The sequence below is a fragment of the Methylosinus sp. PW1 genome, from assembly GCF_000745215.1.
GTDB lineage: Bacteria > Pseudomonadota > Alphaproteobacteria > Rhizobiales > Beijerinckiaceae > Methylosinus.
The window spans coordinates 1,570,938-1,584,487 of sequence record NZ_JQNK01000009.1 but is presented as its reverse complement, the minus strand read 5'-3'; the positions used below and the strand labels follow the sequence as shown (position 1 = coordinate 1,584,487).

16 protein-coding genes are annotated in these 13,550 nt (G+C 65.6%); 9 read left to right on the top strand and 7 right to left on the bottom strand.

The window, feature by feature from the left end; genetic code table 11:
- The first annotated feature begins 38 nt into the window (after positions 1–38).
- From K369_RS26615 to K369_RS17275, 3 genes are read left to right on the top strand one after another with little or no spacing between them, the layout of a single operon-like run.
- On the top strand, positions 39–182 hold the full coding sequence (locus tag K369_RS26615; RefSeq protein ID WP_156967954.1) for a hypothetical protein: 144 nt from the start codon (positions 39–41) through the stop codon (positions 180–182).
- Positions 183–226: 44 nt separating this feature from the next.
- Positions 227–1,021: a thiazole synthase gene (locus tag K369_RS17280; RefSeq protein WP_156967953.1), complete on the top strand. Its 795-nt coding sequence runs from the start codon at positions 227–229 to the stop codon at positions 1,019–1,021.
- Positions 1,018–1,665, top strand: coding sequence for a thiamine phosphate synthase (locus tag K369_RS17275; RefSeq protein ID WP_084570708.1), 648 nt, complete (start codon positions 1,018–1,020; stop codon positions 1,663–1,665). Before K369_RS17280 ends, K369_RS17275 begins: the two co-directional genes overlap by 4 nt.
- Here the strand turns inward: K369_RS17275 and K369_RS17270 are convergent.
- Both K369_RS17270 and K369_RS17265 read right to left on the bottom strand, forming a co-directional pair.
- Positions 1,631–2,392 (bottom strand): quinoprotein dehydrogenase-associated SoxYZ-like carrier, encoded by a 762-nt coding sequence (locus K369_RS17270; protein ID WP_036295598.1) that lies wholly within the window; start codon positions 2,390–2,392, stop codon positions 1,631–1,633. The genes K369_RS17275 and K369_RS17270 overlap by 35 nt on opposite strands.
- Positions 2,393–2,531: 139 nt before the next feature.
- The gene (locus K369_RS17265) at positions 2,532–3,455 is read right to left on the bottom strand and encodes a quinoprotein relay system zinc metallohydrolase 2 (protein WP_036295595.1); all 924 of its coding nucleotides are present in this window, start codon (positions 3,453–3,455) and stop codon (positions 2,532–2,534) included.
- A gap of 311 nt (positions 3,456–3,766) precedes the next feature.
- On the opposite strand from K369_RS17265, the gene xoxF5 reads away from it, so the two are divergent.
- The 6 genes from xoxF5 to K369_RS17235 all read left to right on the top strand — a co-directional run bounded on the left by xoxF5 (position 3,767) and on the right by K369_RS17235 (position 9,743).
- Positions 3,767–5,602, top strand: coding sequence for a lanthanide-dependent methanol dehydrogenase XoxF5 (xoxF5, locus tag K369_RS17260; protein WP_036292765.1), 1,836 nt, complete (start codon positions 3,767–3,769; stop codon positions 5,600–5,602).
- Between the two features lie 135 nt (positions 5,603–5,737).
- Positions 5,738–6,217 carry a c-type cytochrome, methanol metabolism-related gene (locus K369_RS17255; RefSeq protein ID WP_036292763.1) on the top strand — a complete coding sequence of 160 codons (480 nt, stop codon included), beginning with the start codon at positions 5,738–5,740 and terminating at the stop codon, positions 6,215–6,217.
- A 62-nt stretch (positions 6,218–6,279) separates the two neighbouring features.
- Positions 6,280–7,176, top strand: coding sequence for a substrate-binding domain-containing protein (locus tag K369_RS17250; RefSeq protein ID WP_036295591.1), 897 nt, complete (start codon positions 6,280–6,282; stop codon positions 7,174–7,176).
- Positions 7,173–7,727 carry a PQQ-dependent catabolism-associated CXXCW motif protein gene (locus K369_RS17245; RefSeq protein ID WP_036292761.1) on the top strand — a complete coding sequence of 185 codons (555 nt, stop codon included), beginning with the start codon at positions 7,173–7,175 and terminating at the stop codon, positions 7,725–7,727. Before K369_RS17250 ends, K369_RS17245 begins: the two co-directional genes overlap by 4 nt.
- Before the next feature lie 103 nt (positions 7,728–7,830).
- Positions 7,831–8,421: a TetR/AcrR family transcriptional regulator gene (locus K369_RS17240; RefSeq protein ID WP_036292759.1), complete on the top strand. Its 591-nt coding sequence runs from the start codon at positions 7,831–7,833 to the stop codon at positions 8,419–8,421.
- Between the two features lie 14 nt (positions 8,422–8,435).
- Positions 8,436–9,743 carry a glycosyltransferase gene (locus K369_RS17235; protein WP_036292756.1) on the top strand — a complete coding sequence of 436 codons (1,308 nt, stop codon included), beginning with the start codon at positions 8,436–8,438 and terminating at the stop codon, positions 9,741–9,743.
- A 401-nt stretch (positions 9,744–10,144) separates the two neighbouring features.
- Here the strand turns inward: K369_RS17235 and K369_RS17225 are convergent, their stop codons facing one another.
- The 5 genes from K369_RS17225 to K369_RS17205 are packed head-to-tail and all read right to left on the bottom strand — an operon-like array spanning position 10,145 to position 13,546.
- Positions 10,145–10,516, bottom strand: coding sequence for a DUF983 domain-containing protein (locus K369_RS17225; RefSeq protein ID WP_036292751.1), 372 nt, complete (start codon positions 10,514–10,516; stop codon positions 10,145–10,147).
- Between the two features lie 4 nt (positions 10,517–10,520).
- Complete coding sequence (locus K369_RS17220; RefSeq protein WP_036292749.1) at positions 10,521–11,138, bottom strand: Uma2 family endonuclease; 618 nt, start codon at positions 11,136–11,138, stop codon at positions 10,521–10,523.
- 39 nt (positions 11,139–11,177) lie between these two features.
- Entirely contained in the window at positions 11,178–12,974 is a 1,797-nt protein-coding gene (locus K369_RS17215) for an Eco57I restriction-modification methylase domain-containing protein (protein WP_036292747.1), read from the bottom strand.
- Positions 12,975–13,017: 43 nt separating this feature from the next.
- On the bottom strand, positions 13,018–13,290 hold the full coding sequence (locus K369_RS17210; protein ID WP_084570820.1) for a DUF2442 domain-containing protein: 273 nt from the start codon (positions 13,288–13,290) through the stop codon (positions 13,018–13,020).
- Entirely contained in the window at positions 13,280–13,546 is a 267-nt protein-coding gene (locus K369_RS17205; protein WP_036295588.1) for a DUF4160 domain-containing protein, read from the bottom strand. Before K369_RS17205 ends, K369_RS17210 begins: the two co-directional genes overlap by 11 nt.
- Positions 13,547–13,550 lie beyond the last annotated feature (4 nt).

The following is a 13,550-nucleotide window of genomic DNA, read 5'->3' as shown; positions in this document are numbered from 1 at the left end:
TGCTACCTCCTCCACGCACTCCATGTTAGGGTCGGCCCATGAGCACGATCGTCACGGAAATCGACAGCGACGTTCAACACGAGTTCGCCTTGCTGAAGGGCGAGTTCAACACCGTGAAATGGATGCTCGCGACCAACATCACGCTCACGCTTCTGGTGCTCGGAAAGCTGTTCCTGCACTGATGGCCGATGCGGTTTCCGGTCGAGCCCCGAACCAGCCGAATGCGATGACTGCGTCTCTCCTCCTCTATGGCGAGGTCCTATCCTCCCGCTTCCTGCTCGGCACGGCGCGCTATCCTTCGCCCGCGATACTCGCCGAGGCGATCCGCGCCGCGGGGGCGGAGGTCGTCACCGTCTCGCTGCGGCGGGAGGCCGGAGGCTCGCGCGCGGGCGAGAGCTTTTGGCGGCTCATTCGCGAGCTGGGCGTGCGCGTGCTGCCCAACACCGCCGGCTGCCGCACGGCCAAGGAGGCCGTCGCCACCGCGCAAATGGCGCGCGAGCTGTTCGGAACCAATTGGATCAAGCTCGAGGTCATCGGCGAGGAGGACACGCTCCAACCGGACGTCTTCGGCCTGGTGGAGGCGGCGCGCATCCTCAGCGACGACGGCTTTTGCGTCTTTCCCTATACGACAGAGGATCTCGTCGTCGCGGAGCGGCTGCTGGACGCCGGCTGCCGCGTGCTGATGCCCTGGGCCGCGCCGATCGGCTCCGGCCGCGGGATCAACAATCTCTTCGGCCTCCGGGCGCTGCGCGCGCATTTTCCCGATACGCCGCTGATCGTGGACGCCGGCCTCGGCGCGCCATCGCAGGCGGCGGCGGTCATGGAGCTCGGCTTCGACGCGGCGCTGCTCAACACGGCGGTGGCGCGCGCCGGCGATCCGATCGCTATGGCGCGAGCCTTCGCGCTCGCCATAGAGGCGGGCCGGGCGGCCTATCTCTCCGGCCTGATGGAGCCGCGCGACATGGCGGCGCCCTCGACGCCCGTGCTCGGCCGCGCCTTCGGCGATGGATTCGAGGCATGAGCGCGATTTCGCTCGATCCCTTCTATCTCATCGTCGATTCCGCCGATTGGCTGCCCCGGCTGTTGCCTTGCGGCGTGCGGCTCGTGCAATTGCGCGTCAAGGATCGGGAGGAGGCGGCGCTGCGCGCGGAGATCGCCCGCGCTCGCGACCTTTGCGCCGCCCATGGCGCGCTGCTCGTCGTCAATGATTATTGGCGGCTCGCCATCGAGCTTTCCTGCGATTTCGTGCATCTCGGCCAGAGCGATCTCGACACGGCCGATATCGCCGCGATCCGCGCGCATGAAATAAGGCTCGGCGTCAGCACGCATGACGAGGCGGAGCTGGAGCGGGCGTTGGCGCTCGCCCCCGATTATATCGCGCTGGGGCCGATCTATCCCACCTTGCTGAAGCAAATGGCCTTCGCCCCGCAGGGGCTGGAGAAGATCGGCGTCTGGAAACGCCGCATCGGCGCGATTCCGCTCGTCGCCATCGGCGGGCTGACGCCGGAGCGCGCCCGCGCGGCGCTGGCGGCGGGGGCGGACAGCGCCTGCGTCGTCACCGATATATTGCGCGCCGCGGAGCCGGAGGCGCGCGCCCGCGAGTGGGTGGAGGCGACGGACGAAAAGCGTCTCACGACGCTCCGCCGATCGGCCATTCCCCTTTGAACACATTGCCCTGATTGTCGCGCGCCTCGACGCGCATCACCTTGGCGCCATTGGGCTTGTAGGCGAAGCGGAAGCTCGGATCCTCGGACAGGGAAATTCCGCCCTCCATGGAGAAGATCAGCGCATCGCCCTGACGCACTTCCACCTTGTCGACATAGTGAGCGGGAATATAGGCGCGGGTGAGCGGGTCCATCTGCAATCCCGAATTATTGGGATGGCGGATCATGATCTGCGCCTCGCGCAGCGCGGGATTCTCGCTCGGCAGCTCGCGATATTTCATCTTGCCGAGATTGGCGGAGGCCTCGTCCTGATCCTTGATCGCCGGAGCCGAGCAGCCGCCCGAGGCCTTCACGAATTTCACCACAGAATGCAGCGCGCCATCGCCCGTTTGGCTGACGACATGCACATTGGTGTAGGAGTTCACGCGCACGCGCGTCTCGATCTTCGTGACGCCGGCGCCCTCGCCGAAGGAGAAGGCCGCCGCCATGGGCATGGGATTCTCGTCGATGACCAGCGTCGCCGCGCGCAGGCCGGGCGCGAGCAGCGAGATGGTCATCGGCACGATGGCCGCGTCCTCGGCCCGCTTCGGCGCCTCCAGCGCCACCACGCCCTCATGCGACGCGATCGGGCGATCGTGGAAAATATCGGTGACGAGGCCCGGCCACGGATCGATCTTCTGCTCCTGGGCCAGCGCCGCGCCGGCCGAAAGGCAGAGCGCCGCGACCATCGCGAGGGAGCGCGGGAGAGACCGTGAGCCGCGGGGCTCGCTCTCATTCGGCGATTTGCGAGCCTGAAGGCTCGCGGTCCAAGGGCTCATCTGCCTTCCTCCGGTATCTGTCGAACATAGCGCTGTGAACGCGGCCGGCTCAAGGGGCCTCCCATTCCAGCTCGGCGAAGCCGGCCGTGGCGTTGCGCGTGTGATAATCTTCGAACAGCAGCCAATTGGGCTTTTCGCCGCGGCCGGCGGTCGTCACCGCGCGCGCGAGAGTCTCGCCTTTGGCGATATCGGCGCGCAAATCGCGGGTGAGATGGTCGAGATAGGCCTTTTGCGCCTCCAGCGCCTGTGGCCAGGGAGCGACCGCCGGCCCATGGCCCGGCACGACGCGGACGGCCTCGATCTTCCGCAATTCCTCGATGACGGAAAGGAAGCCCAAAAGGCTGCCGTCGACGATCGGCACATGCTGCAGAAACAAGAGATCGCCGGTAAAAAGCGTGCCGCTCTGCGAATCGAGCACGGTGAGATCGGAATCGCTATGGGCGGTGCGCCAGGCTTTCAGCGTGATCTTTCGCCCGCCGAGATCGAGAATCGTCTCGCGCTCGACGGTGAGGGTCGGCGGAACCAGAATCACATCGTCGAGCAGGGCGCCCATCGCCTCACGGAAAGAAGAGAGATAATGCGGGCCGCGCGCCGCCATGGCGCGGGCGAGATTCTTGTGCCCGACGAAGACCGCTCCCGTGTCTCGAAAGGCAATATTCCCGAAAATATGATCCGGATGGACGTGAGTGTCGATGACATAACGGATCGGCTTGGTCGTGCGCTGCTGCAATGCAGCGAGGAAAGCCTCGCCCTCCGCGCGGCTGCCGCCCGTGTCGATGACCGCGACCGCCTCCGCCCCGACAATGGCGCCGAGATTGGCGATGCCGCCGAGGTTGTCGCGGGACATCAAGGCTGTCACGCCCTGATGGGCGAAGACTCCCGGCGCGATCTCGGTCAGCTCGAAGCTTTTCGCGCCGCCCGCGACGAGGCAGAGAAACGCAATCGCGAGCCTTCGAATAGTGCGTTGCAGCATCGGTTTTTCAGCCTTGTTTTTCGCCCGTTTCACGCGCGAAATCAGGAAAGTCGGGAATGGTATTTGGGGATTGCGCTTCAATTCTGTGCGACATATTATCCCGCCGTTTCCGACCTAAAAGAGGCTTTCCGGCCGGGAACCGGAGAGCATCTCGACGGAGATAGGGGCGGAGCTGCGGGCGCGGCGTTTCCGTCCGATCGCCGTGAAAAAAAGAGGAAACGGCTTCCCAAAGCCTTAGGGCGTCGGAAAGGCGCGATGTCGGCGGCGTGGCCGGGCCTTTTGCACGGTGACGTCGTCAGGAGGAAAAGCTCATGCATAAGCTGTTGTTGTCGACTTCGGTGGGGATTCTCGCGCTGTTCGGGGCCGGCGTGGCGAACGCCGCCGACGAGCTGCTCGATCTCCAGAAGAATCCGAAGGATTGGGTTTTGCCGACCGGCGACTACGCCAATCTGCGTTACTCGAAGCTGAAGCAGATCACCACCGAGAACGTCGGCAAGCTGGCTCCCGCCTGGAGCTTCTCGACCGGCGTGCTGCGCGGCCACGAAGGCGCGCCGCTCGTTCTCGGCGACGTGCTGTATCTGCATACGCCGTTCCCCAACATCGTCTACGCCCTCGATCTCAACAACGAAGGCAAGATCCTCTGGAAGTATGAGCCCAAGCAGGATCCGAGCGTCGTTCCGGTCATGTGCTGCGACACGGTGAATCGCGGCCTCGCCTATGGCGACGGCAAGATCTTCCTGGCCCAGGCCGACACCACTCTCGTCGCTCTCGACGCCAAGACCGGCAAGCTCATCTGGTCGGTGAAGAACGGCGATCCGTCGAAGGGCGCCACCTCGACCGCCGCTCCGCACGTCTTCAAGGACAAGGTCCTCGTCGGCATCGCCGGCGGCGAGTTCGGCGTGCGCGGCAGCATCACCGCCTACAACATCAAGGACGGCAGCCTCGCCTGGCGCGGCTATTCGGAAGGTCCGGACTCCGAGGTTCTGCTCGACCCCGAGAAGACCACCCATCTCGGCAAGCCGGTCGGCAAGGATTCGTCTCTGAAGACCTGGGAAGGCGATCAGTGGCAGATCGGCGGCGGCACCACTTGGGGCTGGTATTCCTATGACCCGGATCTGAACCTGATCTACTACGGCTCGGGCAACCCCTCGACCTGGAACCCCGCGCAGCGTCCCGGCGACAATCGCTGGTCCATGACCCTTTGGGCGCGCGACCTCAACACCGGCGTCGCCAAGTGGGTCTATCAGATGACTCCCCACGACGAGTGGGACTATGACGGCATCAACGAGGTGATCCTCGCCGATCAGACGATCGGCGGCGTGGCCCGCAAGACCGCCGTCCACTTCGATCGTAACGGCTTCGGCTACACGCTCGATCGCGTCACCGGGGAGCTCCTCGTCGCCGAGAAGTATGATCCGGCTGTCAATTGGGCGACCAAGGTCGATCAGGACAAGAACTCGCCGACCTATGGCCGTCCGCTCGTCGTCTCGAAATATTCGACGCAGCAGAACGGCGAGGACGTGAACACCAAGGGCGTCTGCCCGGCGGCTCTCGGCTCCAAGGACATGCAGCCCGCGTCCTTCAATCCGGACACCGGCCTGTTCTATGTGCCGACCAACCACGTCTGCATGGACTATGAGCCCTTCCGCGTCAGCTACACCGCGGGTCAGCCTTATGTCGGCGCGACGCTGGAGATGTTCCCGCCGCCCGGCGACAGCCACATGGGCAATTTCATCGCTTGGGACGCCCGCGTCGGCAAGATCGTCTGGTCCAACAAGGAGCAGTTCTCGGTCTGGTCCGGTGCGGTCACGACCTCCGGCGGTCTCGCCTTCTACGGCACGCTCGAGGGCTATCTGAAGGCGGTCGACCTGAAGACCGGCAAGGAGCTCTACAAATACAAGACTCCGTCGGGCATCATCGGCAACGTGATCACCTATGAGCACAAGGGCAAGCAGTATGTCGCGGTTCTGTCCGGCGTCGGCGGCTGGGCCGGCATCGGTCTCGCGGCCGGCCTGTCCAAGAGCAACGAAGGCCTCGGCGCGGTCGGCGGCTATAAGGCGCTGTCCGATTACACCGCTCTCGGCGGCGTGCTGACCGTCTTCGCGCTGCCCGACTACGCTCTGCCGATCGTCGCTCCGGCGAACTGATACGGCCAATAAAAAGATCAGCGCTCGGCGAACGCTCCTGGCGCGCGCCGAGCGCCTTGTTTGTGTGGATGGAAACTGCTGGAGGATGGAGTAATGAGACTGCCGCTCGTCGGGGCCGTTGCCCTGAGCGTCTTCATGGGTGTTGGAACGACCGTGCGCGCCGAAGCGCCGGGAGACCCGACCGCGGTCAAGGAAGTGGACGGCAAGTGGTTCGACTCGCAGAGCAAGCCGACCTATAAGGTGCAGGCGGACGGCACGGTCGATTGGTACACTTTCTCCGGCTATCGCCGCTATCACGCCGAATGCCACGTCTGCCACGGCCCCAACGCCGAGGGCTCGACCTATGCGCCGGCGCTGAAGAATTCGGTCAAGAACTTCAATTACGAGGAGTTCTACGGCATCGTCGTCGGCGGCCGCGAGAACAAGCAGGCGGGCAATGACAGCGTCATGCCGGCTTTCGCCGACAATAAGAACGCCATGTGCTATATCGACGACCTCTACATCTATCTCCGCGCCCGTTCGACCGAGGCGGTCGGCCGCGGCCGTCCGGAGAAGAAGGCAGAGAAGCCGCCGGCTTTCGCCGAGGCCGAAGCGAAGTGCATGAGCGCCAAATAGTGATCGAGCGTCAGTCGAGGCTTCGCGCGCCGGCTGGCGGCGAAACCGGCCGAGGGCTCGTCATGTCGCGTCGTCTCATATTTTCCCTGGTCGCCGTCGCGGGCCTGCTCGCGACGGCGCCCGCCTATTCCCAATCGCCCGGTCTCGTGGCGCGTCCCCAGGGGAGCGTCGATGACGCGCGCGGCTCGATCGAGCTGATCGACCCCAAGGTTCTGCGCGTCTGCGCCGATCCGAGCAATCTTCCCTTTTCCAACAGCGCCGGAGAGGGGTTCGAGAACAAGCTCGCGGAGTTCCTGGCCAAGAAGCTCGGCAAGGATATCGCCTATTCCTATTATCCGGGCGCGACCGGCTTCATCCGCAACACGCTCAATGCGCATTTGTGCGATGTGGTGATGGGAATGCCGCAGGGCGACGATCTCGTTCAGCCCACCAATCCCTATTATCGGACCTCCTATGCGGTGGTCTATCGCGCCGGCTCCGATCTCGAGGGGCTGACGTCGCTCGCCGATCCGCGCCTCGCCCAGAATAAGCGCATCGGCCTCGTCGCCAACACGCCGCCCGGCAATCTCCTGGCCCGCCATCGGCTGCTCGCGGCGGTGAAGCCCTATCCGCTGGTCGTCGACACCCGCGTCGACGCGCCCGGCGCCGATATGATCCGCGATCTCGAGAGCGGCGCGATCGACGTCGCGATTCTCTGGGGGCCTTTCGCCGGCTATCATGCGAAAAAATCCGGCGGCCGGCTGAAGCTGGCCTTGCTCAGCGGGGACAAGGGCGCGCGCATGAGCTTCCGCATCGCCATGGGCGTTCGCCATTCCGATCAGGAGTGGAAGCGCGAGCTCAATCGTATCATCGCCCAGAATCAGAACGAGATCGACCGATTGCTCGCCGATTTCGGCGTGCCGCTGATCGACGAATCCGACGCGCCGATCGCGCCGGCGCCCACCGCGTCCACGCCATGACGCGCTGGCTCGGCCTCGCGCTCGGCCTTGTCTTTCTCGTGTCGGCGCCCGCCGCCGCCGAGACCGTTCCCGAGCCGGAGGGCTATCGCCTCTCCGATTTTCGCGCCGCCGTGCCCGCCACTCTGCGCGGCGCCCGTGTGATCGACACGCAGCAGGCCTTCGCCCTATGGCGCGACAAAGCCGCTGTCTTCGTCGATGTCCTGCCGCGCCCGCCTAGGCCCGCCGGCCTGCCGCCCGAGGCCGTCTGGCGTGACAAGCCGCGTTTCGACATTCCGGGCAGCGTCTGGCTTCCCGAGACCGGCTATGGCGAATTGCCGGATGCCTCGCTCCGCTATTTCGAAAGCGGCCTCGCGCGCGTGACCGCGAAAGACCAGAGCCGCCCGCTGGTCTTCTACTGTCTCGCCGATTGCTGGATGTCGTGGAACGCCGCCAAGCGCGCGCTCGCGCTCGGCTATTCCAACGTGTCCTGGTTCTCGCAGGGCACGGATGGCTGGGCCGCCGCCGGCCATCCGCTGGAGCCGCGCGAGCCCGAGCCCCGCGCCGACAAATAGGCCGCTCGCTTTCGACAGTCAGATCTCGTTCGGATTCATTTCGACCAGAGGCGTCTCGGGAGCCCGTTGACGCTTGCGGAAATTTCGTGATACTAACTGTATCATGAAATTGACGAGCAAGCGAAGCTATGTCCAAACGGCGCGCGCCGCCGCCTCTCTCGAGACCGAGGAGGCAATTCTCGCGGCCTTTCGCTCTCTATTGGAAGAGCGCTGGTACGATGAGATCACGCTCGACGATGTGGCGCAGCGCGCCGGCTCGACGCGGCAGACCGTCATCCGCCGTTTCGGCGGCAAGGCCGGTCTGCTCGCCGCCTTCACCCGCCAGATCGGCAATGAGATCGAGACGCGCCGCGCCGCCACAAAGCCCGGCGATCTCGCCGGCGCGGCCGCGACAGTGGTGGCCGATTACGAAACGGCCGGCGAGATGGTGCTGCGTCTGCTGTCGCTCGAAGGGCGCATCCCGGAGATCGCCGCGACGCTCGAGATCGGCCGAACAGGCCATCGGCGCTGGGTCGAGCAGACATTCGCGCCGCGCCTCGCTGCTTTTCCCGAGGGCGAGCGCCTCACGCGCCTCTCACATCTGCTCGTCGCGACCGACGTTTGGAGCTGGTTCCTGTTTCGACGAACGCAGGGGCATTCGGTCGACGAAACCGTGCGGCTGATGTCCGCGATGATTGCTGAAATTCTGCATTGAGGAGTGATGGATATATGACCTCGCGAACCGACAGATCCCGTCTGCTCGTGCTCGGCTGGGAGGGCGGCGGCAATGTCCCGCCGACGATCGCCGTGATCCGAGCGCTTTCCGCGCGGGGACATGACGTGCGCTTCATCGGCGACGACAGCATATTGCCGCAAGCGCGCGCCGCCGGCGCCCGCGTCGCGCGGTGGAAGCGCGCGCCCAACCGGCCCGACCGTTCGCCGCAGAGCTGCTTTGCGCGCGATTGGGAGCAGCCAGACGATCTCTCCGGCTTCGTCGCCTGGGCGCGGGCCATTTTTCTCGGCCCGGCGCTCCGCTATGCGGAAGATGTCGTGGAAGCCGCGCGGGCGGAGCCGACCGACGCCATCATCGGCTCCGATCTCCTGTTCGGCGGAATGGTCGCGGCCGAAGCGCTCGACCTTCCCCATGCGCTGCTCGCGTTCAATGTCAGCCTCGTCCCATTGCCCGGTCATCCGCCTTTCGGGCCGGGCTTCTTCCCTGCCGCCAATGACGATGAGCGCCGCCGTGATCGTGAGGTCGCCGTCATGGTCGACGCGATGTTCGACGGCTTCCTGCCGCAGATCAACGCCGCACGCGCCCGTTTCGGCCTGCCGCCGCTGACCCGGACGCTCGATCAGTTCCGCGCCGATCTGCTGCTGCTCTGCACGGCCAAGGCTTTCGATTTTCCCGTCGACGAGCTGCCGCCGCATGTGCGCTATGTCGGGCCGCTGCTCGAGCAGCCGGGATGGGCGGTCCAAGGCGCTGCGCCGAATTTCGATGGCCGGCCGACCGTGCTCGTTTCCTTCAGCACGACCTATCAGAAGCAGGAGGCCACGCTCGCCGCGGCGATCGAGGCGCTCGGCGCGCTTCCCGTTCGCGGCGTGGTGACGCTCGGCGCCGCGCTCACAGGGCGTTCGCTTCCCGCGCCGCCCAATGTCGAGATTCTCGACAGCGGCTCGCATGACGACATCATCCGGCGCGCCGCCTGCGTCGTCACCCATGGCGGCCATGGCACCACTCTGCGCGCGCTTCGCGCCGGCGCGCCGGTCCTCGTTCTGCCCATGGGCCGCGACCAGGGCGAAAACGCTGCGCGCGTCGAATATCACGGCGCCGGCATTCGGCTGCCGCGCGAGGCGAGCGCGGCCGAGATCGCCGCCGCCATCCGCCGGCTGCTGGATGAGCCGAGCTTCGCCCGCAATGCGCAAAAGCTCGCGCGGGCGATCGCGGAAGAGGGTGGCGGCGCCGCGCGCGTCGCCGATGAGGTCGAAGCGATGATCCGCGCCGCGCGGGCGCCGCTGCGCAACGCCGTAGGAGCGTGAGCGGGCGTCGCGCTCGCTCATGAAATGAAAGGACGAAAAATGATCTCCGCTTGGTTTCTACGTTTTGGAATGATTTTCGCGCTCATCGGCACGGCGCTCGGATTGCACATGGGCGCGGCGCATGATTTCGCTCTCGCCCCCGTGCATGCGCATATAAATCTCGTCGGCTGGGTCGCGATGTTTCTGGCGGGCCTGTTCTATGAGGCGCATCCAGAGCGCGCGGCGCGGCTCGCCGTCGCGCATCTTTGCCTCGCCGTCGTCGGCCTGTCGCTGATGGCCCCGGGAATTGCCGCTGTCCTGCGCGGTCTCGCCTGGGGCGAGCCGGTGACGATCGCCGGCTCGGTCATGACTTTCGCAGCGACGGCGATCCTCGCCTTCAACGTCTTTCGCGCGGCCCCGCGTCAGTCCGTCTTCTTCGACAGCGACCACACCGCCGCGATGAAGAATCCTTTGCAGAGCGGCAGCAGCAGCAGGGTGGAGACGATGGTCGCGGACAGCACCAGCGCCGCCTCCGCGCCGTAGGACAGCGTTGCGCGCGTCTCCAGAAAGATCAGCAGCGGAACGATGATATGGGCGACGACGCCGATGGTGAGCCAGGCCGGGCCATCGTCGGCGTCGACGCCGATGAAGCTCTCCGCGCAATGCGGGCAGGCGTCGGCGCGCTTCAGATAGCCGTCGAAGAGCGCGCCGGACCCGCAACGCGGGCATTTGCGCAAAAAGCCGCGCAGCAGCGCGGTGGTCGTCGAAGGCCGGGCGATCGTCGTCGGCGTCATGGGATCACTGCTTTTCCGCGCCGGGCGTCACGCCGAGCTCGGCGAGGCTGAAGGCGAGCTCGGGCGCGAGCATGGGCTCGAGGCGCGCGGCGCCGGCGAGCTCGACGATCTCGGCATAGCCCGCCGCGCCCAGCCGGCGATGGATGAAGGTCACGGCCCGAACGGCGTCGACGACCCAGACCTCGCGCACGCCGAACGCCGCATAGACGCTAATCTTGCGGCCCTTGTCATAGGCGAGGCTCGAATCGGCGACCTCGATCGCCAGCAACACCGCTGGCCCATCGAGGGCCGTCAGCGGGAGGCCACGTGGGAAGACGCAGAAATCGGGCTCGACGAAGGTGCGCGCATCGAGGCGTAGCGTCGTTTCCGGGGCGACCTCGAGATGTGAGGGCGCTGCCTTGATAAGGAAGCGATTAACCGCGATCTTCACCCATTCGTGTCGGGCGCCCCTGGGCGACATTGGCACGACCTCCCCGCCGATCAGCTCGAACCGCTCGTCTTCATCGATAATGCCGGCGCGGAGCATCTCCTCGATTTCCGCCACGCTCCAGCAGCGCCGGGGGAGTCCCTCGGCGGCCTGAGTCTCGAGCGGAAGGCCGATCGGGCGCAGATGCGGGTTCATGCAGCGCAATATAGCGCAATCCGGGCGGGATTTCGCGTGTCAATATTGGTCGGCGAGCGTGGCCTCCAGCAATTCCGCCTCCGCCGCCGACAGGCCGAAGAGATCGTAGATCAACGCATCGATCTCCCTTTCCCGGCTCTCGATCTCGGCGGCGAGGCGCCCGGCCGCGTCGGGCTCGGCGGCTGCGACGCAATTGGCGCGCGCCAGCGCCGCGAGCCGTTCTGCGACAGGGGAGGCGAGATCGGGCAGCGGCAGCGGCTCCAAATATTGCGCCTTCAGCCGCAGCCGCCATTTGCCGCCGCGCAGCGGATTGGAGACGGAATGCAGCACGAACCAGCAGAGCCGCGAATTGAGAAAGGCGAGCAGAGCGAGATCGGCGCAAGGCAGGCAGAAGCAGGTCGCGTCGATGAGGCCGCCGCTTTCGTCGAGCGCGAATTTCGGCCCCTGTGAAATATCTGGAAACACGATCTTGGGCGCCGCGAAGCCGGCGCGATAGGCGAGCTGCGCCTGTTGCAGCTCGAACCATTTTTGTCGCGTGGCGCGGCGCTCCAGCCGCTCGCGCAGCGGCGCGAGCCATGCCGCCACGGCCGGATATTCGGCGATGTCGAAAGCGCCTTTCGGCGCATCGACGAGCCTGTCCTCGCTCGCGGCGCGCCAGCGTCCGATGCTTCCACCGCGACAATAGGGCTTCAAAATCTCGGCGCTGCGCGGATCGGCGGCGACGAGCGCGTCGCGCGTCGCGTCGTCGATGACGAAAGCGTCGTTGAGCCCCGTCTTGATCCCCCAGAGCGGCGCGCCATAGGTCTCTCGCAGCGTCTTGCGGCCTTGCGCGATCTTGTCGCGCAGACGCGCCAGCGCCTCCTCCTCGAAGCGCCAGAAGGCGGCGCCGAGCCGCGCCTGCGGCATGGGCCGCGCATTCTCCGCGAACACCGCCTCGAGGTCCTTCGGCGCGCGATCCTTCAACAGCAGAAAGGAGAGATCGCCGCGGTCTGCGCTCTTCTTCAGCGTCACGATCGCCGGATAGGTGACGACATCGCCGAAGACGCGCACATCGCCGAAATCGACGACGCTTTCGATCGTCGCATTCCCGGCGAGGAAGCGGCGCAGGCTCTCGCCGGCGCCGGTGCGAAAGAAGCTCGACGAGGAGATGAAGCCCAGCCGTCCGCCCTCTCTCAGCAATCGCACGCCCTTCTCGAAGAAATAGGCGTAGAGATCGGCGCGCTCGGCGGCGACGGCGTAATGTTTCGCGAGATAGGGTTTCGCCGCTTTGAGATATTCCATCCGCACATAGGGCGGATTGCCGATGACGATATCGAAGCCGCCACGCGCCGCACTATCGTCGATGAGGCTGTCGCCGACGCGCAAATTGTCGTCAGTCGCCGCCTCGGACCGCGAGCCTTCAGGCTCGCTCGTCGTGGTGATCTTCGGACATCGGCTCCACAGCGCGCGGCGTGCGGCCTCCACCGCGCGCGCATCTATGTCCATGCCGAAGAGATTATTGGCGATCGTCTCGCGCGCGGCATCGAGCGCGATCATCGCGCCGAGCGCAATCTCCTTATAGCGTCGCGCCATTTCGTCGAAGGCGGCGTCGAGAAGCGCGCCGTCGCCGCAGGCGGGATCGATGATCTTGAAGGACCACAGCGCGTCGAGCCATGCGCGCCAAAAGGCAGGCGTCTCGCATCCGCCATGCCGCGCGAGGAGAGCCGCGCGCCGCTCGTCGAGCGACAGCGCAATGGTTCGGGCGACGAGAAAACGGGCGATGGGAGCAGGCGTGTAGACGACGCCGCGGCGCTTGCGTCCTTCGGAAAGCCGTCCTCGGGAGACTGGTTCATCCATGAATACGAAGGCGCCGACTGTTGTCGCTTAAGGCGGCGACGGATTATTCCGCCGCGAGCGGCCCCGACAATTCGTCGACGGCTTCCATTTCCATCCGCAGCCAATCCGGGCACATATCGTAGCCGTTCGGCCATGTCGGCGCGCCGTCCTCGAGCCGGACCTTCGCAAAAAAATCGGGATCACGAAACGGAATCGCCATCGGACCTTCCTCCCGAAGGAGCGAGGAGCAGTCGTGAAGGCCCGAGGCGCCGTCCTGAAAACGGACAGCGATGCAGTAATGGCCGACTGCCGCGATCTGAACGACCTTATTCAGCATCGAGCCCATCGATCTGCTCCAAAGGCAAGCCCGTCTCGCGGCGACGCCAGTTCGCCTCGAGCGCCTCTCGATTGAGTTTCGCCCACTCCCGGACGAGCCGCAAGGCCGTCGCGGGTAATTCGCCTTTCAATATATCCCCGGTTCCGATGGCGACCTGCGCTTCGTGGTCGCCATAGATCGCATGGAAATGCGGCGGAGCATGATCTTTGAGGTACATTCGAATGGCGATGCCGTAGAACGAAGCGATCGTCGGCATCGCC